The organism is Cypionkella psychrotolerans (genome assembly GCF_001294535.1).
Taxonomy (GTDB): domain Bacteria; phylum Pseudomonadota; class Alphaproteobacteria; order Rhodobacterales; family Rhodobacteraceae; genus Cypionkella; species Cypionkella psychrotolerans.
Genome location: NZ_LGIC01000077.1, coordinates 22501 through 45951, shown reverse-complemented (window position 1 = coordinate 45951; position 23451 = coordinate 22501). Strand labels below are relative to the sequence as shown.

The 23451-nt window shown below is 57.7% G+C and carries 19 protein-coding genes and 6 pseudogenes; 16 read left to right on the top strand and 9 right to left on the bottom strand.

Annotation, left to right across the window (positions count from 1 at the left end; all coding sequences use genetic code 11):
* Nucleotides 1-16: 16 nt before the first annotated feature.
* Nucleotides 17-1636 carry an amidohydrolase gene (locus tag AKV04_RS17960; protein WP_054007795.1) on the bottom strand — a complete coding sequence of 540 codons (1620 nt, stop codon included), beginning with the start codon at nucleotides 1634-1636 and terminating at the stop codon, nucleotides 17-19.
* Between the two features lie 147 nt (nucleotides 1637-1783).
* Between AKV04_RS17960 and AKV04_RS17955 the strand changes: the two genes are divergently transcribed.
* Nucleotides 1784-2416, top strand: a complete 633-nt coding sequence (locus AKV04_RS17955) for a DUF6963 family protein (protein ID WP_054007794.1) — start codon at nucleotides 1784-1786, stop codon at nucleotides 2414-2416.
* Here AKV04_RS17955 and AKV04_RS17950 read toward each other — a convergent pair.
* Genes AKV04_RS17950 through AKV04_RS17940 form a run of 3 tightly spaced genes read right to left on the bottom strand, consistent with a single transcriptional unit; the run spans nucleotide 2409 to nucleotide 5559 of the window.
* The gene (locus AKV04_RS17950; RefSeq protein WP_054007793.1) at nucleotides 2409-3869 is read right to left on the bottom strand and encodes an N-acyl-D-amino-acid deacylase family protein; all 1461 of its coding nucleotides are present in this window, start codon (nucleotides 3867-3869) and stop codon (nucleotides 2409-2411) included. The genes AKV04_RS17955 and AKV04_RS17950 overlap by 8 nt on opposite strands.
* A complete protein-coding gene (gene pip / locus AKV04_RS17945; RefSeq protein ID WP_054007792.1) occupies nucleotides 3866-4819 on the bottom strand; it encodes a prolyl aminopeptidase in 954 nt (317 codons plus the stop codon). Before pip ends, AKV04_RS17950 begins: the two co-directional genes overlap by 4 nt.
* Nucleotides 4816-5559 (bottom strand): gamma-glutamyl-gamma-aminobutyrate hydrolase family protein, encoded by a 744-nt coding sequence (locus AKV04_RS17940; RefSeq protein WP_054007791.1) that lies wholly within the window; start codon nucleotides 5557-5559, stop codon nucleotides 4816-4818. The genes pip and AKV04_RS17940 overlap by 4 nt, the downstream gene beginning before the upstream one ends.
* Before the next feature lie 126 nt (nucleotides 5560-5685).
* On the opposite strand from AKV04_RS17940, the gene AKV04_RS26720 reads away from it, so the two are divergent.
* The 4 genes and pseudogenes from AKV04_RS26720 to AKV04_RS27995 all read left to right on the top strand — a co-directional run.
* Complete coding sequence (locus tag AKV04_RS26720) at nucleotides 5686-5892, top strand: hypothetical protein (protein ID WP_202905652.1); 207 nt, start codon at nucleotides 5686-5688, stop codon at nucleotides 5890-5892.
* A gap of 130 nt (nucleotides 5893-6022) precedes the next feature.
* Nucleotides 6023-6235: a hypothetical protein gene (locus tag AKV04_RS26715; RefSeq protein WP_202905651.1), complete on the top strand. Its 213-nt coding sequence runs from the start codon at nucleotides 6023-6025 to the stop codon at nucleotides 6233-6235.
* The gene (locus AKV04_RS26710) at nucleotides 6232-6750 is read left to right on the top strand and encodes an amidohydrolase family protein (RefSeq protein WP_202905650.1); all 519 of its coding nucleotides are present in this window, start codon (nucleotides 6232-6234) and stop codon (nucleotides 6748-6750) included. Before AKV04_RS26715 ends, AKV04_RS26710 begins: the two co-directional genes overlap by 4 nt.
* A gap of 295 nt (nucleotides 6751-7045) precedes the next feature.
* A pseudogene (locus AKV04_RS27995) lies at nucleotides 7046-7372 on the top strand (transposase); the annotation flags it as partial.
* 618 nt (nucleotides 7373-7990) lie between these two features.
* Here AKV04_RS27995 and AKV04_RS17930 read toward each other — a convergent pair.
* Entirely contained in the window at nucleotides 7991-9070 is a 1080-nt protein-coding gene (locus AKV04_RS17930) for a saccharopine dehydrogenase C-terminal domain-containing protein (protein WP_054007790.1), read from the bottom strand.
* Nucleotides 9071-9403: 333 nt separating this feature from the next.
* On the opposite strand from AKV04_RS17930, the gene AKV04_RS17925 reads away from it, so the two are divergent.
* Both AKV04_RS17925 and AKV04_RS17920 read left to right on the top strand, forming a co-directional pair.
* Nucleotides 9404-10432: an IS110 family RNA-guided transposase gene (locus AKV04_RS17925; protein ID WP_054007789.1), complete on the top strand. Its 1029-nt coding sequence runs from the start codon at nucleotides 9404-9406 to the stop codon at nucleotides 10430-10432.
* A gap of 273 nt (nucleotides 10433-10705) precedes the next feature.
* Nucleotides 10706-11476 (top strand): annotated as a pseudogene (locus AKV04_RS17920) (IS110 family RNA-guided transposase); the annotation flags it as partial.
* Between the two features lie 321 nt (nucleotides 11477-11797).
* Here AKV04_RS17920 and AKV04_RS17915 read toward each other — a convergent pair.
* Nucleotides 11798-11976, bottom strand: a pseudogene (locus AKV04_RS17915) (IS5/IS1182 family transposase); the annotation flags it as partial.
* A 96-nt stretch (nucleotides 11977-12072) separates the two neighbouring features.
* On the opposite strand from AKV04_RS17915, the gene AKV04_RS17910 reads away from it, so the two are divergent.
* Nucleotides 12073-12312: a DUF1611 domain-containing protein gene (locus tag AKV04_RS17910; RefSeq protein ID WP_268871807.1), complete on the top strand. Its 240-nt coding sequence runs from the start codon at nucleotides 12073-12075 to the stop codon at nucleotides 12310-12312.
* 12 nt (nucleotides 12313-12324) lie between these two features.
* Nucleotides 12325-12939: pseudogene (locus tag AKV04_RS27260) on the top strand (DUF1611 domain-containing protein).
* Here AKV04_RS27260 and AKV04_RS25710 read toward each other — a convergent pair.
* Nucleotides 12912-13903, bottom strand: a pseudogene (locus AKV04_RS25710) (IS481 family transposase). The pseudogenes AKV04_RS27260 and AKV04_RS25710 overlap by 28 nt on opposite strands.
* Before the next feature lie 288 nt (nucleotides 13904-14191).
* Between AKV04_RS25710 and AKV04_RS17890 the strand changes: the two are divergent.
* From AKV04_RS17890 to AKV04_RS25705, 6 genes and pseudogenes are all read left to right on the top strand, one after another.
* Complete coding sequence (locus tag AKV04_RS17890; protein ID WP_054007784.1) at nucleotides 14192-15130, top strand: ABC transporter permease; 939 nt, start codon at nucleotides 14192-14194, stop codon at nucleotides 15128-15130.
* 2 nt (nucleotides 15131-15132) lie between these two features.
* Nucleotides 15133-15978, top strand: a complete 846-nt coding sequence (locus AKV04_RS17885; protein ID WP_235815701.1) for an ABC transporter permease — start codon at nucleotides 15133-15135, stop codon at nucleotides 15976-15978.
* Entirely contained in the window at nucleotides 15975-17630 is a 1656-nt protein-coding gene (locus AKV04_RS17880; protein WP_054007782.1) for a dipeptide ABC transporter ATP-binding protein, read from the top strand. Before AKV04_RS17885 ends, AKV04_RS17880 begins: the two co-directional genes overlap by 4 nt.
* Nucleotides 17627-19141, top strand: coding sequence for an ABC transporter substrate-binding protein (locus tag AKV04_RS17875; RefSeq protein WP_054007781.1), 1515 nt, complete (start codon nucleotides 17627-17629; stop codon nucleotides 19139-19141). Before AKV04_RS17880 ends, AKV04_RS17875 begins: the two co-directional genes overlap by 4 nt.
* A 62-nt stretch (nucleotides 19142-19203) precedes the next feature.
* Complete coding sequence (locus tag AKV04_RS17870) at nucleotides 19204-20760, top strand: D-aminopeptidase (RefSeq protein ID WP_054007780.1); 1557 nt, start codon at nucleotides 19204-19206, stop codon at nucleotides 20758-20760.
* A 13-nt stretch (nucleotides 20761-20773) separates the two neighbouring features.
* A pseudogene (locus AKV04_RS25705) lies at nucleotides 20774-21372 on the top strand (adenylyltransferase); the annotation flags it as partial.
* Between the two features lie 394 nt (nucleotides 21373-21766).
* Here the strand turns inward: AKV04_RS25705 and AKV04_RS17860 are convergent.
* A complete protein-coding gene (locus AKV04_RS17860; RefSeq protein ID WP_054007778.1) occupies nucleotides 21767-22036 on the bottom strand; it encodes a hypothetical protein in 270 nt (89 codons plus the stop codon).
* 93 nt (nucleotides 22037-22129) lie between these two features.
* The gene (locus tag AKV04_RS17855; RefSeq protein WP_054007777.1) at nucleotides 22130-22429 is read right to left on the bottom strand and encodes a DUF1127 domain-containing protein; all 300 of its coding nucleotides are present in this window, start codon (nucleotides 22427-22429) and stop codon (nucleotides 22130-22132) included.
* Nucleotides 22430-22989: 560 nt separating this feature from the next.
* Between AKV04_RS17855 and AKV04_RS17850 the strand changes: the two genes are divergently transcribed.
* Nucleotides 22990-23442, top strand: a complete 453-nt coding sequence (locus AKV04_RS17850) for a hypothetical protein (protein ID WP_156317638.1) — start codon at nucleotides 22990-22992, stop codon at nucleotides 23440-23442.
* Nucleotides 23443-23451: the final 9 nt, after the last annotated feature.

Genomic DNA, 23451 nt, shown 5'->3' with positions numbered 1-23451 from the left:
TTTTTCGGTCGCTTGGTCAGCTTGCGGCTTGATAGACAATCTTGCCGCCAAGCAGGGTCATTGTACAATGCGTGTCCTGCAAAACCTCGTTTGGGGAGGCTGTCAGCAGGTCGCGCGAAAATACTGCGATATCCGCCAATTGGCCTGGCACGAGCCGCCCCTTCACCCCGTCCGCCTCCTGCGAATGGGCGCTGTATTCGGTATAGGCGCGCAAGGCCTCGGACATGGTCAGGCGTTGGCCTGCGTCCATCACCGTGCCGTTCCAGGTTTCGCGCGTCACCATATTGTGCAGGTTTGGCCATGGATCAGGCTTGCACACCGGCGCATCACTGCCTGTAGATGGCTTAAACCCCATATCCGTCCATGTGCGCATCGGATAGCTAGACCGCGCGCGCTCCTCACCCAGCACTACGATATAGCTGTTGCCGAAATCATGGACAAACACTTGCTGCGGCACGGGCAAAATACCCGCCGCCTTCATGCGCTTGTGCTGGGTGGCATCGGAAAAGCCGCAGTGTTCAATCCTGTGGTTGCGCTGCGGCAACTGAACCGTTTCATAGGCGGTGATCAGTTGTTCAATCGCGGCATCTCCAATGGCATGGCAGGCCAAACGGTAGCCCATGGCGTGATAATCGGTCACCAGTTTTTCAAGCACCTCGGTTTCAAGGATCTGAACGCCAATCGTTGCATCCTCACCCGGATAGGGCACTTTCATCCAGGCAGTCCGCCCACCAGCCGAGCCATCGAGGAAGATTTTGACCGCGCCAACCCGCAGCATGTCGCAGCCAACGCCCGACACAAGCCCTGCGTCAAAACACTCTTGCACGATGGATTTTCCGGGGTCACCCAGCAGCACCTGCCAGACGCGAACGGGCAAGCGGCCATCACGCAAGGCCAGATGATATGCATGAATTTCTGAAAACCCGGTGATCATGCCCACGGCCGCATCCATGCAAGATGTGATGCCTTGGCTTAGCAGGTAGTTCCCCGCGCGCTCTGCCGCAGCGATCAAATCTTCGACAGACGGCGGCGGCGCTGCACTGCGTAGCAAACCTTGGGCGTTTTCAGCAAAAAGCCCTGTGAGGCGGCCATTGATCTTTTCAATCACCCCGCCCGACGGTACTGGCGTGTCAAATGTGACCCCGGCCATATCCAGTGCAAGCGAATTGCCCAGCGTCACATGGCCACACGCCCGGATCAGCACAACCGGATGGTCGGGGCATGCGGCGTCTAATTCATTGCGGTCAGGGTGGCGTCCGATGTCCAGCTTCACTTGGTCATAGCCGCGCGCAATCACCCAGCTGCCTTTTGGTTGGGTCGCCGCCCGCTCGCGCAACGCGACTTGCAATGCGGCCAAGGTTGGGGCGGCACCAGGGCTGGCATCTACCCAGCCCATGGAGATGCCAAGCGGCATCAGATGCAGGTGGTTGTCATTCAGCCCAGGCGTGGCAAAGCGACCCTGAAGGTCGATTACCTTGGTCAGAGGCCCGCGCAGCGCCAACATTTCGGCATCGGTTCCGTTCGCGAGAATACGGCCTTGCCAGATGGCCAAAGCGGTGCAAACCCCATCATCAAAGCCGCGCCATATAGATCCATTATACAAAATTGTATCAGCACAAACTGGCGGGTTGGACATTCCTAAGCTTCCTTGGACGGGGAGAATTTTTATGATACTGCGTTGCTAATTCCTAAAAATCAAAGAGAAAATTCTGATGGAGTGTTGTTTCTCATCGCGGTTCCGTTTTCAGCCGAATGTGCACTTTTACCGCAGTAGGGTGCCGCAATGACGATTGGGATTGGCGCCTACGGCCCCAGTGCAGGGGCCGCCGTTTTGGCAGCTTGGGCAGAGGTAGAACGACAGTCTGCCGGTGAAGTGGGGGGCTTTGCGGTTTTTGCTGCAATTCTGTCAGGGGGGCCGCTTACGCTTGAATGCCAGCGCGGCGGTTTGCAATGCATTCGCTCCGAATGGGTTGAAAACGGGGTGTTGGGCCTTATGGCACAGGCGCAGGTTGCGGGCGTCATCACCTCCGGGCCAGACCGTGCGGTGCCCCTATCGCAGTACTTGGCGGTTGGTCAGAGCGGGCTGGTCACGGGGCATCGTCGGCCAGATCATGCAGGCGAGGACGGTGTGCCACTTAACATCGCGGCGCTACGTTTGCTGGAGGCGGGGAAAGCCCCGGATCTGGCATTGGCACAGGTGATCGACCCCAGCCCAGAGGTGGACGCGGGATTGATTGCGGTGTCACATGATGCGCTTGCACTACGTGAAACCGTGCGGGTTATGCGACGCATGGACCGCGGGCAAGCAATGTTGCAGGGGCCGAGCTGGGGGCTAGCGGTGCTGCACAATTCCATCCAACCGCAGCAGGGGCTTGCCGAAAAGGTGGCACGCGCAGGCATGGCGGTGTTTAGCTAAAATCCTTTGGCGCAAGATCACTATTCCGCAACACACGGCCCGCGCGCGCGCCCGTGACGACGCCGTCGCGGCAGGCCTCTTGACCATTGACCCAGACGGAACGAATGCCCGCCGAAGGTTGGGTCGGCGCCGCGAAATCAGCGACGTCCGCGATGGTTTTTGGATCAAACAACACCAGATCGGCACAGGCCCCTTCTCGCAGCACGCCACGACCGTTCAGACCAAACCGGGCAGCGGGCAGGGTGGTCATGCGGCGCAATGCCTCTGCCAAACCGAACAAGCCGACCTCACGGACATAGTGGCCCAAGACGCGTGGGAAGGTGCCCCAAAGGCGGGGGTGCGGGCGCACATCATGTGGCAGACCGTCTGACCCGACCATCGTCAACGGGAACTGCAACACGCGGCGCACGTCTTCTTCGGCCATCGAAAAATAGACGGCACCAGCGGGTTGCAAACGGGCCACCGCCTCGGGGCGGCTACAGCCCATTTCCGCGGCGATGTCGGCCAATTCGCGTCCGGCCAAATCGGGCCGCGCCTTGGACCAGGTGATGATGATCCGCTCAACTTCGGTGGCGCGTTTCGCCTCCAGCACGGTGGAGGACGCGTTATAGGGATAGACGTCCAGCGTCACAGGTTGCTCTGCCGCGCGCGCCGCAATGACTGGCAGTGTGATCGCTGTTCGGCCCCGATTGCGTTCGTCGGTAACTTTGTGATGTGACAACACCACGGGCACATCCACCCCCCTCCCAATTTCAAACGCTTCTTCCATCGCGTCCAGAACACCGTCCGCCTCATCCCGCAGGTGAGTGGTGTACAGGCCGTTATATCGAGCAAGGGGCTCGGCCACGGTCAGCAGTTCCGCCAGTGATGCGGCGTGGGCGGGTTGATAATATAGCCCGGTTGACAGACCAATGGCGCCGTCGTTCAGCGCTTGGTCTAGCAGTCCACGCATGGCATGCGCTTCATTTGTAGTGGCGGCGCGGTCAAGTCTGTCCATGCAGGCTAAGCGAAGGGTGGAATGGCCGACCAGGGCCACCATATTAACTGCAGGGCCGGCATCGGTGACAGCTTGCAGATAATCGCCAAAGCGGGCGAACAAATCGCCCGGCCCGCGGGCGATCAGGTCCAACGGTGGCACAACGGCGCGTTGCCCCGGCAAAGGGCCAAGCGAGATACCGCAATTGCCGACTACCACGGTCGTCACACCTTGGGTTAGTTTCGCCGCCATATCGGTCGCCAATACCGCGCGATCGTCGTGGGTGTGAACGTCGATAAACCCCGGCGACAGGGAAAGTCCGGTGCCGTCCACCTCAGAAAGCGCGGGGGCTGAGAGGCTGTCGGCGATAAGTGCGATCCGCCCTTTTGCAACCGCTACGCTTGCCACGCGCGCGGGCCCGCCAGTGCCGTCATATAAGGTGACATCGTGCAAAATCAGGTCATAGCTTTGGGTCATTTTATTCCCACAAATTGGTCACTTGCCGCTATCAACGCGTCAAGAATGAAGGGTTCGGTTGCCGAATGGCTCGCCCCTTCGATCAGGGGCAAATTCGCCTCGAGGCATGCGCGGTGCAAATCATAGGCATAGTGCGCCAGGCAGGGCATGTCATATCGCCCATGCACAATGACGCCGGGAATGCCCTGCATCAAATGGGCATTGGCGATCATCTGCCCTTCTTTAAGCCAGCAATCATAGGTGAAATAGTGATTTTCCAGCCGCGCAAAAGCCAATGCAAGGGCAGGGCCAGCAAGTTCACTGCTCAGCGCGGGGTCAGACAGCAGGGTGACGGTGCCAGCCTCCCACCGGGTCCATGCCAGCGCTGCCGTTTGCTGTGCTGCCAAGTCGCCGCGCGTCAAACGGTGGTGATAGGCCGCGATCATGTCGTCGTGTTCCTCGGCAGGAATGGTGGCCTGATACGCGGCCCATTTGTCGGGAAACATCTGCAACACTCCGTGCTGGTAAATCCACGCAAGTTCGGCTTTGGTCAAGGTGTAGATGCCGCGCAAGATGAGCGCTGACATCCGGTCGGGATAGCTCTGCACATAGGCCAGCGCAAGCGTGGACCCCCACGAGCCGCCAAACACCACCCATTTTTCGCCCCCGCACAAGTTGCGCAGGCGTTCAATATCGGCCACCAGATGCCAAGTTATATTCGCCGTGAGGCCCGCGTGGCGAGTGGAGCCGCCGCAACCGCGTTGATCAAACAAAAAAACGCCGTAGCGGGCAGGGTCAAAGAACCGTCGTTGGGTTGCGGTCATACTGCCGCTCGGCCCGCCATGCAGCACCACGGCTGGGGTCGCGCTTTTGGTACCGCAAGCCTCATACCGAACCATGTCGCCATCGCCGACATCGATTATCCCCGTCGCATAGGTTTCAATCGGCGGGTAAAGAGGGTGGAGGGTCATTGGCTTTTCCTGTCAGCGTGGGCGGATGCAGCGGCGATAAACCCGTCAAACAGGGATCGTTGGATCGGATCCTTCGCCATGTCTACCTCGGGGTGCCACTGGACGCCCAAAAGGAAAGGATGGCCGTCCAACTCGACAGCCTCAATCACCCCATCGCTCGCCGTGGCGGCAATGCGCAAGGCGGGCGCCAATGTCGCGATAGCTTGGTGATGCGAAGAGGAAACCGTCATGTCCTTTCGCCCCAGCAGCGTTGACAGGGCGGTGCCTTTGGCAATTTCTACCCGTTCGCGCGCCCAAAAAGCAGCAGCGCCCTTTGGAGTTTGGTGCAGGGCGTTCGGATCGTCGATGTGTTCATGCAAAGTGCCGCCCAAGGCTACGTTCAAGACCTGAATCCCGCGACAAATGAACAGGGCAGGCAGGCCCCGCGCGATCACGGCATGGGCAAGTGCAAGGTCGGCACGATCACGATCGGCGTGGGCACCGTCCAGGGCGGGGTGCTGCGCGTTGCCGCCAAAAAGCGTGGGGTCCAAATCGCAGCCACCCGAAAACACAATCCCGTCCAACACATCTAGCCAACGTGCCAAATGTGGCTCTTCCCCCGGTAGAACAATTGGCGCACCGCCTGCGTAACGCACGGCATCTACATAGGTTGCGGCAACTAGATAATGCGCAGTATCCGGCGGGTTTATGACTGTTTTTTCCAACCGACCATAACTTGTGACGCCAATCAACGGAACCATTTCTCCCCTCCAAAGCCATGTTCCTAAGTGCTAGCTGAGGCGATTTTCTGGGTCAACATGGCTGCTGGATTGACGCCACAAGGCGGGGCTGTCAAATTTTCGGGAACGCAGATTAAGAGGGACATAATGACGCTTGCCAATTTGACGCTTGGCCTGCGCCCATCCGGCCGCACCGCGCTATCCGCTTGTTGGATTGTGACCAATCAAAGTGGCGTTCACCGGTTTTTGGAAAACGGCGAAGTGGTGATCGAGCATGACCGTATCCTCTATGTTGGCCCGCGGTTTGAAGGCGAAGTGGCACGGCGGCTCGATCTGAGGGATGTGTTGATATAACCGAGCTTCATTGATCTGGATGCGTTGTCAGACCTTGATACCACGACATTGGGTGTTTTCTGCGGTCCGGGTTGGGCAAAGGGCAGGGTTTGGCCGCAATCCTACGTCGATAGCGAGCGGCCCCTATGAGATGTATTTACCCGAAGAACTGGCCTTTCAAAAACGCTATAGCTTTGCCCAGCTCCTCTGCAACGGCGCCACCTCGGCTATGCTTGTCGCTTCGTTGTTTTACCGCGCTTGGGGAGAAACACCGGCCGAGTTCGTGGCGGCGGCGGATGCGGCGGGGCAGCTTGGCTTGCGCGCCTGGCTTGGTCCGACCTATCGGTCAGGGGGCATGGTTTGACCGCACCGGGCAAGATAGAGCCCCGCTTTGACGAGGCGCGCGGTTTTACCGGGTTGGAGGAGGCCACCAAATTTGTGCAGGATCAAGCAGGCCGACATGACGGGCTGATCCAAGGCATGCTGGCCCCTGACCTCGTGAAAACCTGCGCCATGGCTCTGCTTGTCGTCATCATGGATACCGCGCGTGGTCTGGATGTTCCGGTCCGCCTGCGTATTGCGCAAGGCGAAATGGAGCGCGATACGGTGGCCGCCCTTCACGACACCACTGCGCCAAAATGGCTGGCCGGATTTGGCGCATTGTCCGATCAACTGATCGCCCCTCATGCCACAGTCGCGACCGATACTGACCTGCAGCGTTACGTCGATCATGGCGTAACGATGGCCCGAATTGCAGACGATACCCAGACCGAAACTGCACCCGAGCATCTGCAGCGGCGCTGCGCAGGCCCGATCTGGGGCGGATCGCGGTTGGAGCAATGGCCGATATCGCCGTTTTTGATATTGCCGATGCCCTGATGTACCGATCCGAATGCTTGTTCTGGACGCCAGCGGTCGGGTCACGCGCGTGGCTTTTGTCGATGGCAGATTGTCAATGTATTTAGGCCAAGTCGCTGGGATGGACATGACTGCGGCTCTGCAACAGGCGCAACGGCAATTTGAGGGATTGCGTGCAAAATACCCACATATGACATTGGGCAACCCTGCCGAGAACCAGATCTTCCTAACAGCCTATCAAGCTTTTAGTCCAACCTGAAACGGTTAATTTCAAAAGGCGTCAGGGCTTGAGAAATGCACATCAAGTCGGTTTCAGCCTCGTCTCGTTACATCTTCCAAGAATGTTGGCCCGTGGGTCGGCATGATGTCCTCGCGCAACCAGTCGGGCGAACGCGATGTCTCCGGCGGCACTACCAAAGTAGGTGATGTCAACCTCCGTCGCGCGCTGTGTCGGGCTGCGGCCGTGATGTTGCAGCGCGGGCGTTCGACGTGGCTGAGAACATGGGCAGCGTAGGTAGCCCATCGTCGTGGTGGTAAGCGCGCCATGATCGCGCTAGCCCGGCGTATCGGGGTGATCCTGCACCGGATGTTGGTTGATTACACAGACTTCCGATCAGCCACTGCCGTGGCTCATGCGGTCTAAACAATTGCGTTCCCTGCCGTCGCCAGCCTGACTCCAGGCCTTCGAGGTCCTCTAGGGACGTGGTTCCAATGATGTCGTGCCCCGGACTGTTTCGGACCAACATTGAGCACGCCTATGAGATGGGCACATCGGAACAGCATTTGAACCAGCATCATGTTCGCAGCCATCGCGCTGACCACGGACCGAAGCATGCACCCAGGGTGATCTTAGGCGAAGACAGCAGCAATAAGTAGTACGGCTCAGAAAGAAACTGTGATCAAATCCGCAATCAGGCAGTCGGATGTCTATGTCAAAAATCGCTTGCCTGAGACGTCCCCGCTACCGAAACCTGACCCTAGTTCTGGTACCTTGGCGATCTAGTCTGCTGCTGCTCACGATTGAGCGGGCGAACGCGACAAAAGCGTCATGTCGCGGATGGGTTCCAGCGCAAACCCTAGATCGATGGCGTTGCGGATGAAGAAGAAGCGGCTCATCTCCTCGCTGCCCTAAAGCCGCGGGTTTCAATGCTGTGATCGGGTTCTGGCTACAGGCGGATTTACTCGTAGCAGCGGATCATCGGCTCCTTCACGCTTGCCGTCCTGCTTAACTTTCCGATCGACCGCAAAACCCTTGAACCGCCTATGCGTGGCGTCTTTTGTGCCCTATGTTGTAGTAATTGCCGGTTTCGGTGGCCAGATACGGCGCAAACGGGATTTCTTCCTGTTTAAGAAAGCCCTGCTGCGGCAAGGCGCCAGCCCTGACCATCTCGATCACCGCCACCACCGACGCCGATGTTGTCCAAGCAATCGCGGTGCGGCTTTTTCCCGCAATTTCCAACGGATAATAGGCACGCACAAATTCCTTGCGGCGAAGCGACCCATCAGTCCAGCCTTCGGCGGCAACGTGGACATAGACTACATCATCGTCAACCGGCGGCTTAGCATTGGTCAGAATCCGCCCAGCCTCAGCGCGGTTTTCGCGCATCAGAAGTTCGTGAAAGAAGAAATTCATCAACTTCATATGGCCCGGATACCGCATGGTTTTATAATCAAGGTTTTCAATCCGGTCGGCGTAGGTTTCGCACATCGTGCCAAGGCCGCCCGATGTGGTAAAAGCCTCAAGCCCCATGCCATCGACGTAGATTGTCTCCAGCCATTCCATTGCGGAAACAGATTTTAGAACACCTTCTTCAATGACCTCGCAATCGTTGAGATACTCGTTGACCACACCTTCAGGCGACCAGTTGAACGCATAGCCCAAATGCCCTGTGGGGTTTTGCGGCAGAGCGCCAACGCGCAGTCGGATCGAGCGGAGTTTTTCAAACTGGTTGGCAAGATCTGCCGCAACAATGCCGACAAACCCCGGCGCAAGGCCGCATTGTGGCGCCATCAAACCCTTGGAGGTTTTGCTTAATTCTTGGATATGCCGTGTGGTAGGCACGTCTTCGGTCAAATCGAAGTAATGCAGCCCAAGCCCATGTGCGATACTTGAAACCCCGATGTTCAAATGAAACGGCAGGCAGGATAGCACGGCGTCTTGCCCTTTCAAAATAGCGGCAAGGTCGGCTTTATTGGCCAAATCAACCGTTTTGGTGGTAAAGGGGGCTGTGATCGGGCGGGCGTCGATACCCGTCACCTGAAAGCCGGCATTCGCCAAAAGTTCGGCAGCTAGATGACCGACCTTGCCAAGACCTAGGACCGCGACTTTGCTGAAAGACATGAAAGTTTCCTTCTTCTTTTCAAGGGAGTGTTGTCAGTAGTCTGACGGACGGCGCAGACGAAAGTGTTTGGCATTTTTGTGAAAATGCATAATTATTGGTGAATAGTGACGACATTTTGGGCATAATGTGTGTCAAGTCTGAGTAGAGATGCGAAGGGCTCTGTTGATGGCGCGAACTCGAGAAGCTTGGCCATTCCGTGCGCTTGATCCCGCCGGTCTACGTGAAGCCATTCGTCAAGCGTCAGAAGATGGGATGGTTGCCGCCCTCCCCAGACGGCATCGCAATGTGCCAAGGTTGTGGTGTTCAACGCCACGCAAAGGAGAGGACGGCAAATGAAGGATACAATGATCGGTGTGGATCTGGCAAAGAGCGTCTTCCAGCTTCATGTGGCCAGCATGGCCGGGCACTTGAAGTTTCGCAAGAAGGTGACGCGGGTCCAATTTCGGGATTTCATGGCGAAGCACGAACCTGCCGTCGTGGTGCTGGAGGCCTGTGGCAGCGCGAGCTACTGGGCGCGCGAGATGGTCAAGCTTGGCCACGAGGTCCGGTTGATCGCGCCGCAATATGTCCGACCTTTCGTGAAGCGGCAGAAAAACGATGCTGCTGACGCCGAGGCGATCGTCGTGGCTGCACAGCGTCCCGAGATGCGTTTTGTCGAGCCGAAGTCGGAAGATCAGCAAGCCTGTGCGGTGCTTTTCCGCGCACGCGAACGGCTTCTTCATCAGCGCACCGAACTCGTGAACGCTCTGCGTTCGGTGCTATATGAATTTGGTCATGTCTTTCCGAAAGGTATCGCGCACCTCAGGCGGATCGAAGCTGTCCTCGCAGATCCTGCCAGCGATCTGCCGGCGCTGATGCGCGAGGAGTGCCATGATTTGCTTGAACAGATATCTGAGCAGACAGCGCGGATCGAAGCGAAAACGACAAAAGCCCGGTCTTTTGCCGGGGCAAATGATACAGCGCGTCGACTGCAGACGATGCCTGGCGTGGGGCCACAGACCGCGTTGGCCATCAGCAGCTTTGCTCCACCTATGGACAGCTTCAAGCGCGGGCGAGACTTTGCGGCCTGGCTCGGCCTCGTGCCGCGCCAATACTCCTCTGGCGGGAAGGAACGCTTGGGACGCATCTCGAAAGCCGGCCAGACTGACATCAGATATCTGCTGATCATCGGTGCCATGTCGCGTCTGACAGTGTTGGCCCGAAAGTCGATCCATCAGGACTCATGGCTGGCACGCCTACTCCATCGAACGCCCCTCATGCTGGTCGCCATCGCGCTGGCCAACAAGATGGCACGGGCAATCTGGGCAATGATGACAAAGCACGAAGACTATCGAGATCCGGCGCGAGCGGTTTCTGCATGAGGGTTACAAACCCCATGTGAGCTAGTGTCGGTGAAGGAGGTGTGAGAAGTCGATGACCTGAATGGGCGCAATGATCGAAAAGATCTGGATCGGGAAAACCAGACGTCATTCTTGAGCCGAAAAGCTCTTGCAGAAGATATGGACCTGATCCGCAGATCACCATCCTGGCCAGCGGCTTCTTGAACGGCCGCAATCCAAAAGGCCTGAGAGAAGAACGCATTCGATCACCAACCACGACAGGTCAAAAGCGACTTGCACCAAGGGCGGCAACCAGAGAAGAATGACGCCGCGGACGCTGAGGCCATTGTCGAAGCGGCGTTGCGCCCGACCATGCGGTTTGTCGCGGTGAAGACGGAAGACCAACAGGCGCGCGCCATGCTATTTCGCACGCGGCAGATGTTCGTCGGCCAGCGCACACAGTTGATCAATGCTCTGCGCGGGCACTTGGCTGAGCACGGATTGGTAGCGGCGACGGGGACAGCTCAGCTCAAGCGCTTGGCTGATGCGATTGAAGACAGCAACACCGCTTTTCCTGGGGGTGTCCGGGACCTGGGTCAGATGTATCTGGCACAGATTGAAGGGCTGAATGCCAGGGCTGCGGAGCTTGACCAGAAGATGAGGGCTGCTGCCAAAGAGGCCGATGTGGCGAGGCGGTTCCAAACCATGCCGGGCGTGAGACCGATCACGGCGCTTGCGATCGAGACATTCGCACCTGATCTGGCGACCTTCCGGCGCCGGCGCGACTTTGCGGCCTGGCTTGGGCTTGTGCCAAAACAGCACTCGACGGGCGGTAAAGCCCGGATGGGCAAGACGTCGAAGATGGGGCAGCGTGACATCCGCACGCTCTTGGTCTCGGGCGCCATGGCCGTTCTGCAGGCAGTCGAGCGGTTTGGCACCCCGAACAATGGCTGGCTGACGCGCATGCGGGCTCGAAAGCCTCGCATGGTCGTAGCGATTGCACTTGCCAACAAAATGGCCTGTGGCCTTTGGGCTATGATGACGAAACAAGAAGATTACCGGAACCCGGCGGCGACAATGGTATAGGCGCACTGCGCTTTCCATTCCGCCCCGGCACGTCGGGAGTGTGAGTAGGTCACTGAACAGTAAGGGCAAAGGATCGACAAGGTCCGGGTCAGAGAAAGCAGTATTTGTGCTGGAGCTAACGAGCTCGGTCTGTTGATCTGCTTCTGATCCGCGCATCGTCATACCGGCCCGCGGCTGTGTCAATCGCCGCAACATGAGGCCTGATACATGACCGCACCCGATCACGCGCTCACGCCGTTCAAAAAACCACTTGCACGAACGGGGGCATCCATACATGCACAAATCGGTTGACGGCCGGACTTCCCCTATCTCCAGACAGACTTATCCCACGACCTTTGTGACTGGGATGCCGAGCGTGGTGTAGCCGTTCAGCACGGCAACACGAACCTGGAACTCCGCCACCTGACGGTCGAAGTCCCGCGCCATGAGGTGCTGGCCCAGCAGTTTCACGCAGTGCATTTTGGTTTCGACGCGACTCCGCGGTGGTAGCCCCATTCGCGCCGCCTATCTGCTCTATTTGGGCGACACAGCCATGGCAGAAATGACCAAACCCTAGCAGGCCTAGCTTTCTGGGGCCTGAACGCTGCCTTGCACAGTTGCGAAAGCCGGGCTTTACCGCAGATCTGGGCCTGCCGGATATGGACCTCAAAAAGGCTGCAGCATCAGGGGCAAAGACGTTGGGGATCGGCACATCGCCTCAGGGCGGGCAAATTCCCGCACATTGGGTGGCGCGAACTGCAGAGGCGATGGAGGAAGGGCTGGACGTCGCGTCGGGATTGCATGTGCCGCTGCGCAGCCTTTCCGAATTGGCCGATGTGGCCAACGGCACCGGATAAAATCTGCATGACGTGCGATTTTTCGATGGCTCGTTCCCCGTGGCAACAGGTCTTCCAAGATCTGGTCATCGGGTGTTGTTGGTGGGCACGGATTGTGCAGTGGGCAAGAAGTATTCAGCCCTCCCTATTCATCGCGAGCTGGTCAGGCGCGGCATTCCTGCGACCTTCCGCGCCACAGGTCAAACCGGTGTGCTGATTGACGGCCACGGGATCGTCGTTGATGTCATTGTATCACACTTCCTTGCCGGCGCAGTTAAAGCGCTGACCCCATCCGCCAGCGACGACCATTGGGACATCGTTGGAGACCAATGATCGCTGGTCCATCCAGCCTATGCCGGTGTCTCACGGGGATTGTTGCACGGTGTTCAGCCTGGTACCTTTGTGGTCTGGCATGAAGCGGGCAGAACGGATCTGTTGGGTTTTCCGGGCCCCCAAGCCAGCAGCATCGCCGAAATTATCGAGCCGGCGACGCTCCTTGGCCGCAAGGTCTCGCCTACGATTCGTTGCATGGGGATCTGCATCAATACGGCCCGCCAATCCGAAGATCAGGCGCGTACTATATTGGCCGAAGCCGCAGGTGCCCAGGATCTGCCTGCTTGCTATCCAGTGCGTTTCGACGGCGGGTAGCTGTCGCGTCCCGGAAGGTTACCCGGTGATTTACGAAGTCGTGGGGGTAGGACTTGTGCCAGTCCTTCATGGCCTGCATCGGCGTTCGGATCCCAAGGACTGACTGCGGCAACTGGGTGTTGTAGAGTGCGACGTATCGCATGAGGTCTGCTCAGGTCGAGGGCACTGTCGAAGCGGTTGGTTTTTAGCGCATCGGCGATGCGTCCGTTGAAGCGTTCGACCATGCCGTTGGTCTGGGGCGATTTCGGCGGGGTCAGCCGAGGTTCGATACCAAGCTCGGCGCAGAGCTGGTCGAACTCATGCTCCCCCGAGGCGGCGCGTGCCCGGGAAGCAAAGAGCCGATCGGTGAACTCTTTTCCGTTATCGTCAATATCTTGGCGATCTTATTCGGGCAGGACCGGTGCAAATCGCGTAGGAACCGGCGGGCATTGGCTGCGGTCTTGGCGGGCAGGATGCGCACGAACACCCAGCGTGTCGCCCTGTCGATGGCCACGAACAGATAGCGCCGGGTGGTTTCGTCCGCCATCTGCGGCAGATATTTCACATCGACATGCAGAAAGCCGGGCTCATAGGTCTTGAAGCTTTTGCGCGGCTCGGGGCTGGTCTTGGGCAACAACTCCTTGAGATTGCTCACGCCGTGCCGCCGCAAGCAGCGATCCAGGCCAGACCGCGACACATCAGGGTTCAGAAACTCCCGTGTTACCGCCAGAAGATCGTCGAGCGGCAGCAGCAGCAGGCGGCGCAATTCGACAACCACGGCCTCCTGGGCGGGCGTCAGGGTCGTTTGGAGAGTGTGCGGAGTGGCGGACAGGTCCTGAACGCTGTCGCGCCGCTTCCACTTGCGCGCAGTCTCCTCGCTAACCCCATAGCGCAGCGCCAGGACCGATGCAGGTTCATCGCTCCCAGACAGCCGCTGACGGATGCCCGGCGTCGTGGTCGCGTTCTTGTGCAGTGAGATCATCATGCCGCCTGCACCCCGTTGGCATCAGAATGCAACCCGGCGATCAGATCACGAAGCGCAGACCTTGCGATGAACAGTGGCAGACGGCGAGGGTCGATGCAATGTGCCGGGATGGAACAGGTAGATCGTTGATCGGCTTTTTGTCAACTGAGCCGGTCCTGCAAGGGGGAATGCCGATACGTTGCTAAAATGCTGCACGTCACACTTGCTGGAAACTCACTGGCTTGAATAGTGTAGCGCAGAGAGAGTTTGCTTTTTTGCAAACATTTATGGCCAGAAGGGTCGAGGACCATGCACCGCTATCGCTTTGTCTTGTTCCGGCCGCTGCAGTTTCTGCCGGTTTTGTTTGGAATCTCAGTGGTGACTTTTGTGCTGGTTCGACTAATCCCAGGCGATCCTGCGCGAATATTGCTGGGCACACGGGCGACGCCCACTGCGATCGCCAATATCCGTGCCCAGTATGGCTTGGACGAACCGATGTGGACGCAATATTTGTACTTTTTAAAGAATCTTGGCGCGGGCGAGATGGGCAAATCAACGCTCTATAAGATTGACGTGCTGCGGTTGATCGCAACGCGGGTGGAGCCGACCCTCGCATTGGTGCTGGCGGGTGTTGTGCTGGCGCTGCTGATCGCGGTGCCTTTTGCAGCGATTTCGGCGCGGCGGCAGGGCACAGTCGCCGATCATACTGTGCGTGTGCTGTCCACGGCAGGCATAGGGTTTCCGTCGTTTTGGTTGGGGGCGATGCTGATCATCCTGTTTTCCGTCAAGCTGGATTGGTTGCCAGTGTCGGGTTACGGCGAGACGTTGTTCGATAAGCTGACGCATCTGGTGTTGCCGGGGTTGACTATTGCGCTGTCGCTGTCGGCAGTTCTGACGCGCTCGTTACGTGCGGGAATGGTAGCAGGGCTGCAATCTGATATCGCCACAGCCGCGCGGGCGCGAGGCATGTCCGAAAACATTGTGTTTTGGCGGCATGTGGTGCCCAATGCGTTGGTGCCCACGATTAACCTTTTGGCGATTAACATCGGCTGGTTGATTGGCGGCACCGTGGTGGTGGAAAGCGTCTTCGCGCTTCCAGGTTTGGGCCAGCTTATGGTGCGTGGGATTTTCAGTCGCGATTATATGGTGGTGCAAGGCGTGGCGCTTACATTCGCCGTCGCCACAGTGTTGATCAATTTTGTCGCTGATATCATCACAGTGGCGCTGGACCCAAGGATTGAGCTTTGAGTGTGCCAGCAAATACTGTCTTCGTGCGGCGGTGGGGCGCGCGGTTTGGGCGGCGCAGAATGCTCGTGGCGGGCGTGGGCATCCTTGCGGCTTTTGTGATCCTTGCGTTTATGGCACCCTATGCCGCACCCTATGATCCGATCTTTCAAGATGGCACTGCCCGCTTGATGGCGCCGTCGCCGGCGCATCCGTTTGGCACTGACAACTTTGGCCGTGATGTGCTGTCGCGGGTGGTCTGGGGCGCGCGGATCGACTTGCAGATGGCGGTGATCGGTGTCGTATTTCCGTTCCTGATCGGCACGGTCGTCGGCACCTTGGCGGGTTTTTTTGGTGGCTGGGTCGATGTGATGTTTATGCGGATCATTGATGTGGTTTTGGCCTTTCCATTTCTGGTGTTGATGTTGTCGATCATCTCTATTCTGGGACCGGGCCTCAGCAGTTTCTACATCGCGATGGCACTGGTGGGATGGGTCAGCTATGCACGGCTGATACGCGCGCAAATTTTGGTTCTAAAGACACAGGATTTTGCCGTGGCGGCAGCAAGCCTTGGGTTTTCGCGCACAAGGATCATGTTTCGCCATCTTTTGCCGAATGCGCTGGCTGGGTCGCTGGTCTTTGTCATGTCGGATGCCGTGCTGGTTCTGCTGAGCGGTGCGTCCATCAGCTATCTTGGCTTGGGCGTGCAACCGCCGCTGGCCGAGTGGGGGGTGATGGTCGCGGAGGCGCAGGGATTTATGACGCAAGCGTGGTGGATCACGTTGTTTCCGGGCCTTGCCATTGTAGTTTTGGCCTTTGGCTTTTCATTGACGGGGGATGCACTTGCCGACCTCATGGGGGTGCGTGAATGATCCCGCATCTGCAGATTGATGGCCTGTCGGTGGTCTTCCGGGGGGACGATGAGGCGCGGATTTTGCTGGATGATATTTCAGTTTCGCTGAACAAGGGCGAGATTTTGGGGCTGGTGGGCGAAAGTGGTTCGGGCAAGAGTTTGCTCTGCCGCGCGGTGATGGGGTTGCTGCCGTCACGCCAATTGCAAGTCACGCATGGCTCAGTGATGATCGAGGGACAGGTTTTAGATCTGGCGCAGATGCAAACGGTGCGCGGTCGGCGGATTGGGATGATTTTTCAGAACCCGACCAGTCATCTGGATCCAGTCATGCGGATTGGTGGGCAAATCAGTGAGGGGCTGATCCACCACAAGGGTCTAGGCGTTGCGGCAGCCAAGGCCGAGGCAATTGGTCTGCTGACGCAGGTGGGGTTTCCCGATCCAGAACGAGCCTATGACAGTCATGCGCATCAGTTCTCGGGCGGGATGAGACAACGGGCGATGATCGCGGTGGCGCTAGCTTGTGACCCAGAAATTCTGATCGCGGATGAGCCGACCACGGCGTTAGACGTGACCATTCAGGCCCAAATTCTGCGACTGCTCATGGATCTGCGTGACAGCCGCGGCTTGTCGATCGTATTGATCACCCATGACCTGGGCGTGGTGGCCCAGACCTGTGACCGTATCGCGGTGATGCGCGATGGCCACGTGGTAGAGCAGGGCGAAAAACGCGCATTGCTGGCCGCACCTCAGCATCCCTATACCCAAGCGCTGATTGCCGCGCACCCGTCGGTGACAACTGCGGGTGAACACCTGCCGCCGGACCGCGCGCATCAACCTGTGTTTGAGCTGCGCGATCTGGAGGTGCGCTTTGCCCAAGGCGGCGGTTTGTTGCGCAAGGGAAAAGAATTGAGGGCGGTTAAGGCGGTTTCCTTGCGCATCTGGCCGGGAGAAACAGTGGGGATAGTGGGCGAATCCGGCTCTGGCAAAAGCACACTGGCCCGCGCAATGTTGGGGTTAACGCCGATTTCATCAGGGAAAGTTGTCTTTGATGGCCTGGATTTGACGCAAGATCGGACTGCAACTTTGCGGCGTTTACGCTCTGACGCCGCGATGGTGTTTCAAGATCCTTTCAACTCGCTCAACCCGCGCATGACCGTGGGTGAGACGCTGGCAGAGGTGCTGCGCAGCCAAGGCGAGACTCCGGAAGCCAAAATTCAACCGCGCGTTGCCGAACTGTTGGAGATGGTTGGGCTGGATCGAAGCTTCGCCACCCGTCGGCCGCGCAGCCTGTCAGGTGGGCAATGTCAACGTGCAGGGATTGCGCGCGCGCTGGCAGTCAATCCGCGCGTCATCATCGCAGATGAATGTGTGGCGGCACTGGACGTGACGATTCAGGCCCAAATCGTAGATCTGTTTCGCCAACTGACGGCCCACAGTGGGCTAACGCTGATCTTTATCGCGCATGATTTGGCGATTGTGCGCAATCTTTGCGAACGGGTGGTGGTGATGCACTACGGTGAGGTTGTCGAAGATGGCACGTCGCAACAGGTCTTTGATCATCCGAAAACTGCCTATACCGCCGCCTTGATTGCGGCGATCCCCGATATAGACCCAGATCGCCCCATCAACGGCGGCACCCCTGCCCTTAACCAACCGGAGCTTACACTATGATTAGAAACTGGACAAAGGCCGCGCTTTTGGGCCTTGCGTTATCAACAACGGCGGTTGCTTACGCCGAAGCGCAGGGCGTGCTGACGATTGGCCGCCGCGAGGATGGCACCACCTTTGATCCCATCGCCACAGCGCAGAACATTGATTTCTGGGTGCTTTCCAATGTCTTTGATGTTTTGGTGCGGGTTGATAATAAGGGCGAGGCACTTGTGCCTGGCATTGCCAAAAGCTGGGATATTTCGCCTGATGGCTTGACCTACACGTTTCTCCTGCGGCCTGCCAAATTCTCGGACGGGACAGATTTGACGGCAGCCGATGTTGCCTATTCCCTGACCCGCATCCGCGACAACGAACTTTCGCTGTGGTCGGACAGCTACAAAATCATCAAGGACATGCAGACGCCTGACGCCAACACGCTGGTGATCACACTCAGCGGGCCTTCGGCGCCATTCTTGTCAACACTGGCGATGCCAGGGGCGTCGATTGTGTCGAAGGCCGCAATGGAGGCAATGGGCGAAGAGGCATTTGCAGAAATGCCGGTTGGTTCGGGCGCCTTTATGGTTGACGAATGGCGGCGCGGTGACCGAGTGATCCTAAAGAAAAATCCAAACTATTGGGATGCTGACAAGGTTAGTCTTGATGGGGTGGAATGGCGCTCAATCCCCGATGATAACACCCGAATGCTGGCCGTGCAGGCGGGCGAGTTGGACGCCGCTATCTATGTTCCGTTCTCGCGGGTTGACGAGTTGAAGATGGATGCAAACCTCAGTGTCGTGGCGGATCCCTCCACCCGCGAGGACCATTTGCTTTTGAATCACAGTCACCCCGGCCTCGATAACGCAAAGGTTCGCGAGGCGATTGATTATGCGATTGACAAGAAGGCCATCGTTGAGGCCGTGACCTTTAATCTCGGTGAGATTGCAAATTCCTATATCCCTAAAGGCGCGCTGTATCACAGTGACGACAATGGCGCGCGTGGGTTCGATCCCGAGAAGGCCAAGGCGCTGCTGGCAGAGGCGAATGTCGGGCCTTTGTCGCTTACATATCTGGTCGATGCTGGTGACCAAACCGCCGAGCAGATTGCGATTTTGGTGCAGCAGCAACTCGCGGCTGTGGGCATCACTGTGACGCTGCAAAAGGTCGATCCGAGCCAGACTTGGGACATGTTGATCAGCGGTGATTATGATATGGGCGTCAATTACTGGACCAATGACATTTTGGACCCTGACCAAAAGACCACCTTCGTTTTGGGTCACGACGTCAACAACAACTACATGACCAACTACAAAAACGATGTAGTTAAGGACATGGTGGCGGCCGCACGGTTGGAAATGGACCCAACCAAACGTGCAGTACTATATGCCGAGATCCAGAAACAGGCCAAATCCGATGTGCATTGGATTGACCTTTATTACAGCCCGTTCATCAGCGTCACCCGTAAGGGGGTTGAAAATTTCGGCCAGAATCCGTTGGGCCGGTTCTGGCTGGAACAAACCACAAAAAACTACTGAGCCTGTGGCGGCGACCTGTGTTGGGGTCGCCGCATTTTCAATTTCCAAATAGGTAATCCGACATGACAAAGATCGACCTCGATGCGGTAACTGCGACCCTTGATGCGTTGCCTAAGCGGTATCCTGGACCTGGGGGCGTGGCTGGCGTTATGCTGGATGGCAAGGTGATTGCCACCCGTGCCTGGGGCTATGCCAATGTCGATACTGCGCAACCTATGACCGCGGACACAAGGTTGCCGATTTGCTCAATCACAAAGCAGTTCACCTGTCAGGTGCTGTTGGCCGCGCTGGAAAAGCCGTCAGATTTCGACAGTCAGGTAGCGGCGTTTTTGCCGCAATTCATGGGGCAACTGCCGACGGTGCAACAACTTTGCGACAATCAATCAGGTCTGCGCGATTACTGGGCGCTCACGGTCTTGCAAGGCGCCTTTGCCGAACAGCCGTTTCGCCGCGAAGATGCCTTGCCATTGATCGCGCGGATGAAGACGGGGCATTTTCCGCCAGGCACGCAGTATTCCTACTGTAATTGTAACTTTCGTATCGTGTCAGAGATCATTGAAGCGCAAACAGGCCAAGAGCTTGAGCAGCTTTACAAGTTGCATGTTTGGGGTCCGGCGCACATGAAGACCACCGTGCTGACGGCCGATACCAGTATCCCAGAAGACGGTGTGGTCGGCTATGAGGGCAGCGATGCGACCGGGTTTTTTCCGGCCGAGAATGCGATTTATTGGGTCGGCGATGCGGGCATTTCATCCTCGCTGTCGGATATGCTGGCCTATGAAGCATGGATTGATGCGACACGCGATGACGCCGCCAGCCTTTACCGGCGCGCGTCAGAACCACCCCAGTTTTCTGATGGCAAACCAGCTTCTTATGGTTATGGACTCGCGCATGATAGGATCGCCGGATTGGACTGCGTCGGACATGGCGGGGCGCTGCGGGGCTTTCGTGCTCACCGCACGAATGCGCGGGCGGCGCGATTGTCGGTGGTGGTGATGTTCAATCACGAAGCAGACGCGCATGGTGCGGCGGAATCTTTAGTGCGGGCCGCCATGGGACATAAGATTCCAGAGGCCACCGCGTTGCCGGATGGTTGGGATGGACAGTGGATCGGCCCAAACGGGCTTTTGACCCGTCTGCAAAGCGGCCGCGATTATGCCGATCTTTATCATGCCGGGGGCGCTGAACGGCTAACTTTGGCAGCGGACGACACCTTGAGAGCACCCGGTGTGGTGCTGTCACGCGGAAAAGACGGTGTGACCCTCACGCGAGTAAAGGACAACAGCTACGCCATGCTTGTGCCTCTGGCTTTGTTGGACTGCGCCAACGCCGCAGAGATTGCCGGTAAATACCACTCGGCCGAATTGGATGCCTCAATGGAGATTGTGGCGCGTGGTGGCGGCGTTTACGCGCAGTTTAGCGGCATGTTGGGCAGAGGACGGATGGAGCGCATGGCACCCGCTGGCCCCGATGTGTGGACCGTTGCTACGCGCCGTTCGATGGATGCGCCTGCGCCTGGTGATTGGACTCTGACAATCCAGCGGGATGGCAATAAGGACATAAGTGGAGTGATACTGGGCTGTTGGCTGGCGCGAAGCGTGAAGTATCAGCTTATTTAGCGATCTGTGGCGGTTGACTGTGTCGGACAAATGGATACCCGAAAAGGTCCGCGAGGCGGCCAAGGCCTTCGGCGCCGACGACCTCGCCCATCCCTCAGTCAACTACCTGCACAGCGTGGCAGGCGCGGTCTATCTGGGTGGCAGGTTCAGGGCATTCAGGCGCCCGTCCACTACGACTTCAGGTCGCGACGCGACGCGCCAAACGAATTGCGCGCCTATTTCAAGAAACTCGGCTGGGAAAAGGTCGTGCCCTTCCAGACCCGCAATCCCCTGCACCGCGCGCATTAGGAACTGACCTTCCGGGCGGCCAAGGAGACGCAAGCAAACCTGTTGATTTACCCAGTTGTGGGCATGACCAAACCCCGTGACGTCGACCACTTTACCCGCGTGCGATGCTATGAGGCGGTGCTGGACAAATACCCTGAGTCGACCACCACGATGAGCCTTCTGAACGTTGCGATGCGCATGGCCGGTCCGCGAGAGGCAGTCTGGCACGGTCTGATCCGAGCAAACCATGGCGTCACCCATTTCATCGTCGGTCGTGACCATGCCGGCCCCGGCAAGAGCTCCAGAGGGCAGGATTTCAACGGCCCCTATGATGCGCAAACCCTGAAGTGGCATAGGGCGGCATATCCGTGCTTTCTCTGATCCGATGTTTCAAAGATGGGCGTTCGGGGTTCGGAAATGTTCATAATTCCTCCTCAGACGAAATTGTCATCTGTTCTAAAGGGTTGGATTGAGATGGAGGACCCGGAGCGGTAGCGCGGCATTCGTAAGCCTATACCACCCCGGGAAAGCGGCAATTTTTGCAGAAAAATCCGAAACATGATCGACACGATGAAAATTCCTAAAGCCTGTATACAGAAGCCATCAGAGCCAATGACCATGTCTGTGGTAGCTGCTCTGCCGAAGGCCACTCAAAGCGGTTGAGCAAAACAAAGCGAGTTGATCGCATCTTAGAAGCGATCAACGCAAATCAAGCGCCAATATGCGTTTCGGGCTGAAGCTATTTTGAGCCGTCCCCGAATGGCGCAAGCATCTCCGAGTCCGAGGCCGCAGTACAGACCACTGCGACAGTCAGAGCCATATAGATCCCGTCTGCATCTGCGCAAGTGCAAGAGGCCCGTCCGATATCGATCAGGTTGAAATGCGAAGTAGACCGGAAAGAGCCGCCGCCAATGCGACTGCCTCCGTCATCCTCCCATCGCGCGATCTCGGTCTGGGCCGGGCCGAAAAAATGTGGGAACAGATTTTCCAAATCGGTGCTGCGCAGCATGTGACGTCTCCATCTAATCGCAAAAATGTAATTGCCCGGTTGCTTCGCGCCAATCTTTCCGAATGGCGCCAAGCCAGCAGCAAGACAGGTCGGTCACGCCGCCCGTCTGAACTCTGCATAGACAAGATCAATGGGCTTCGACTCCGGTGCGACAGGGGTCATCCGCAGTTCACGGTCATCGAACCCGTCAACGACGCGCTCAATCTCACCCCGGTGCATCCCGATATCCTGAAGGATACGATCATCCAGCGCGGAAAGTACGGCGATCATCTTTCGCCGTTGCCAACTTCTGATAACGCTCTGCCACCACAGCCGAAAGCCGGCGCCTTTTTTCATCCCGGCACTGCGCACTACGGTCGCGCTAGGCATCTGGTGTTTGATACTGATAGACATGTTTTTTTCCTATCTTGAAACCGATGAATCCAGACATCTCAAGACGCTGCACGTCGCATTTCTGCGATTCGGCGCAGTACGAATGCTGCTATCTGTTTGGGCGCATTGAGAAATGTTTGGTCTGAAAAACCCCGTGGCGCAGTCAGGCATTATAGCCTGACCCGCCCGGGGCTACCGGCGGTTCAGAAGGATACCTACGAAACGCAGGGCTCTCATATGGAAGCTGAACATCGTCATGCGCTTAAGATGGCCCAGCATGTACTCGCTTGCAACCCGGCCATGACACGCGGCTGGCCGCAATCGGCACGAAAGCGCCGAGAGCATCAGCTTTGTGTCACAAGTCTGACGCGTCGCACCTTCGCGTGCCGGGCGCCAATTGACTTGTCCGCCCTGTGTTCCTAGCTTCCCTGCATGGTAAGCTACGAAAACCATTTCCGGTTTCTATTGCTGCACCGCCCTGTTCCCCGAGCGGTCTAGGCGCTTGTGCGCCTGTTGAACCTCTCGGGGCCTCATTGCATTTTTTAAAACGCATGAGACGGCGCGCCGTCAGGAGAGACATAATGGCTATCAAGCTTCATACTCGAACCGAAGTCTTCCCTGCGCTCAAGAGTGTGCTTCGGCGCCGATCTCGGTCTGTGCTACCGGATACCGACCATGAGCAGCTTCAACGCCATCTGGAGGCCTGCGAGCGAGAAAAGGCACCATTTTGGACGTTGCTGGCTTATGTTCTGCACAACAAGATTGCGAACATCGAAACGATTACAACGCCAGTTGAGCAAGACATTGTCACGAGTGGGTGTCGCGTTTCCTATTCGGTTAACGGGGGTTCGGTCCAGAGCGGATTGCTTGTTCATAAAGAAAAGCATGGTGATCAGCTCCAACGCGTTATTGCGGTGCCTTCGCTTTTGGGTGCGACGCTAATTGGCATGCGGATCGGACAACGCGCGCCGCTTTTGTGCGAAGGCGGCGCAATCCTGTCCATTGTGGTCGTTGATGTCGAGCCTGCGGCCTGACAAGGCGGA

Bases quoted from the DNA above. Each gene is read 5' to 3' on its own strand.
- AKV04_RS17875 (WP_054007781.1), top strand. From the start codon at position 17,627: ATGATTAGAAACTGGACAAAGGCCGCGCTTTTGGGCCTTGCGTTATCA.
- AKV04_RS17950 (WP_054007793.1), bottom strand. From the start codon at position 3,869: ATGACCCAAAGCTATGACCTGATTTTGCACGATGTCACCTTATATGAC.
- AKV04_RS17925 (WP_054007789.1), top strand. From the start codon at position 9,404: ATGAAGGATACAATGATCGGTGTGGATCTGGCAAAGAGCGTCTTCCAG.
- AKV04_RS17870 (WP_054007780.1), top strand. From the start codon at position 19,204: ATGACAAAGATCGACCTCGATGCGGTAACTGCGACCCTTGATGCGTTG.
- AKV04_RS26720 (WP_202905652.1), top strand. From the start codon at position 5,686: ATGACGCTTGCCAATTTGACGCTTGGCCTGCGCCCATCCGGCCGCACC.
- AKV04_RS17860 (WP_054007778.1), bottom strand. From the start codon at position 22,036: ATGCTGCGCAGCACCGATTTGGAAAATCTGTTCCCACATTTTTTCGGC.
- AKV04_RS17850 (WP_156317638.1), top strand. From the start codon at position 22,990: ATGGCTATCAAGCTTCATACTCGAACCGAAGTCTTCCCTGCGCTCAAG.
- AKV04_RS17930 (WP_054007790.1), bottom strand. From the start codon at position 9,070: ATGTCTTTCAGCAAAGTCGCGGTCCTAGGTCTTGGCAAGGTCGGTCAT.
- AKV04_RS17880 (WP_054007782.1), top strand. From the start codon at position 15,975: ATGATCCCGCATCTGCAGATTGATGGCCTGTCGGTGGTCTTCCGGGGG.
- AKV04_RS17960 (WP_054007795.1), bottom strand. From the start codon at position 1,636: ATGTCCAACCCGCCAGTTTGTGCTGATACAATTTTGTATAATGGATCT.
- AKV04_RS17940 (WP_054007791.1), bottom strand. From the start codon at position 5,559: ATGGTTCCGTTGATTGGCGTCACAAGTTATGGTCGGTTGGAAAAAACA.
- AKV04_RS17855 (WP_054007777.1), bottom strand. From the start codon at position 22,429: ATGTCTATCAGTATCAAACACCAGATGCCTAGCGCGACCGTAGTGCGC.
- pip (WP_054007792.1), bottom strand. From the start codon at position 4,819: ATGACCCTCCACCCTCTTTACCCGCCGATTGAAACCTATGCGACGGGG.
- AKV04_RS17890 (WP_054007784.1), top strand. From the start codon at position 14,192: ATGCACCGCTATCGCTTTGTCTTGTTCCGGCCGCTGCAGTTTCTGCCG.
- AKV04_RS17955 (WP_054007794.1), top strand. From the start codon at position 1,784: ATGACGATTGGGATTGGCGCCTACGGCCCCAGTGCAGGGGCCGCCGTT.
- AKV04_RS26715 (WP_202905651.1), top strand. From the start codon at position 6,023: ATGTATTTACCCGAAGAACTGGCCTTTCAAAAACGCTATAGCTTTGCC.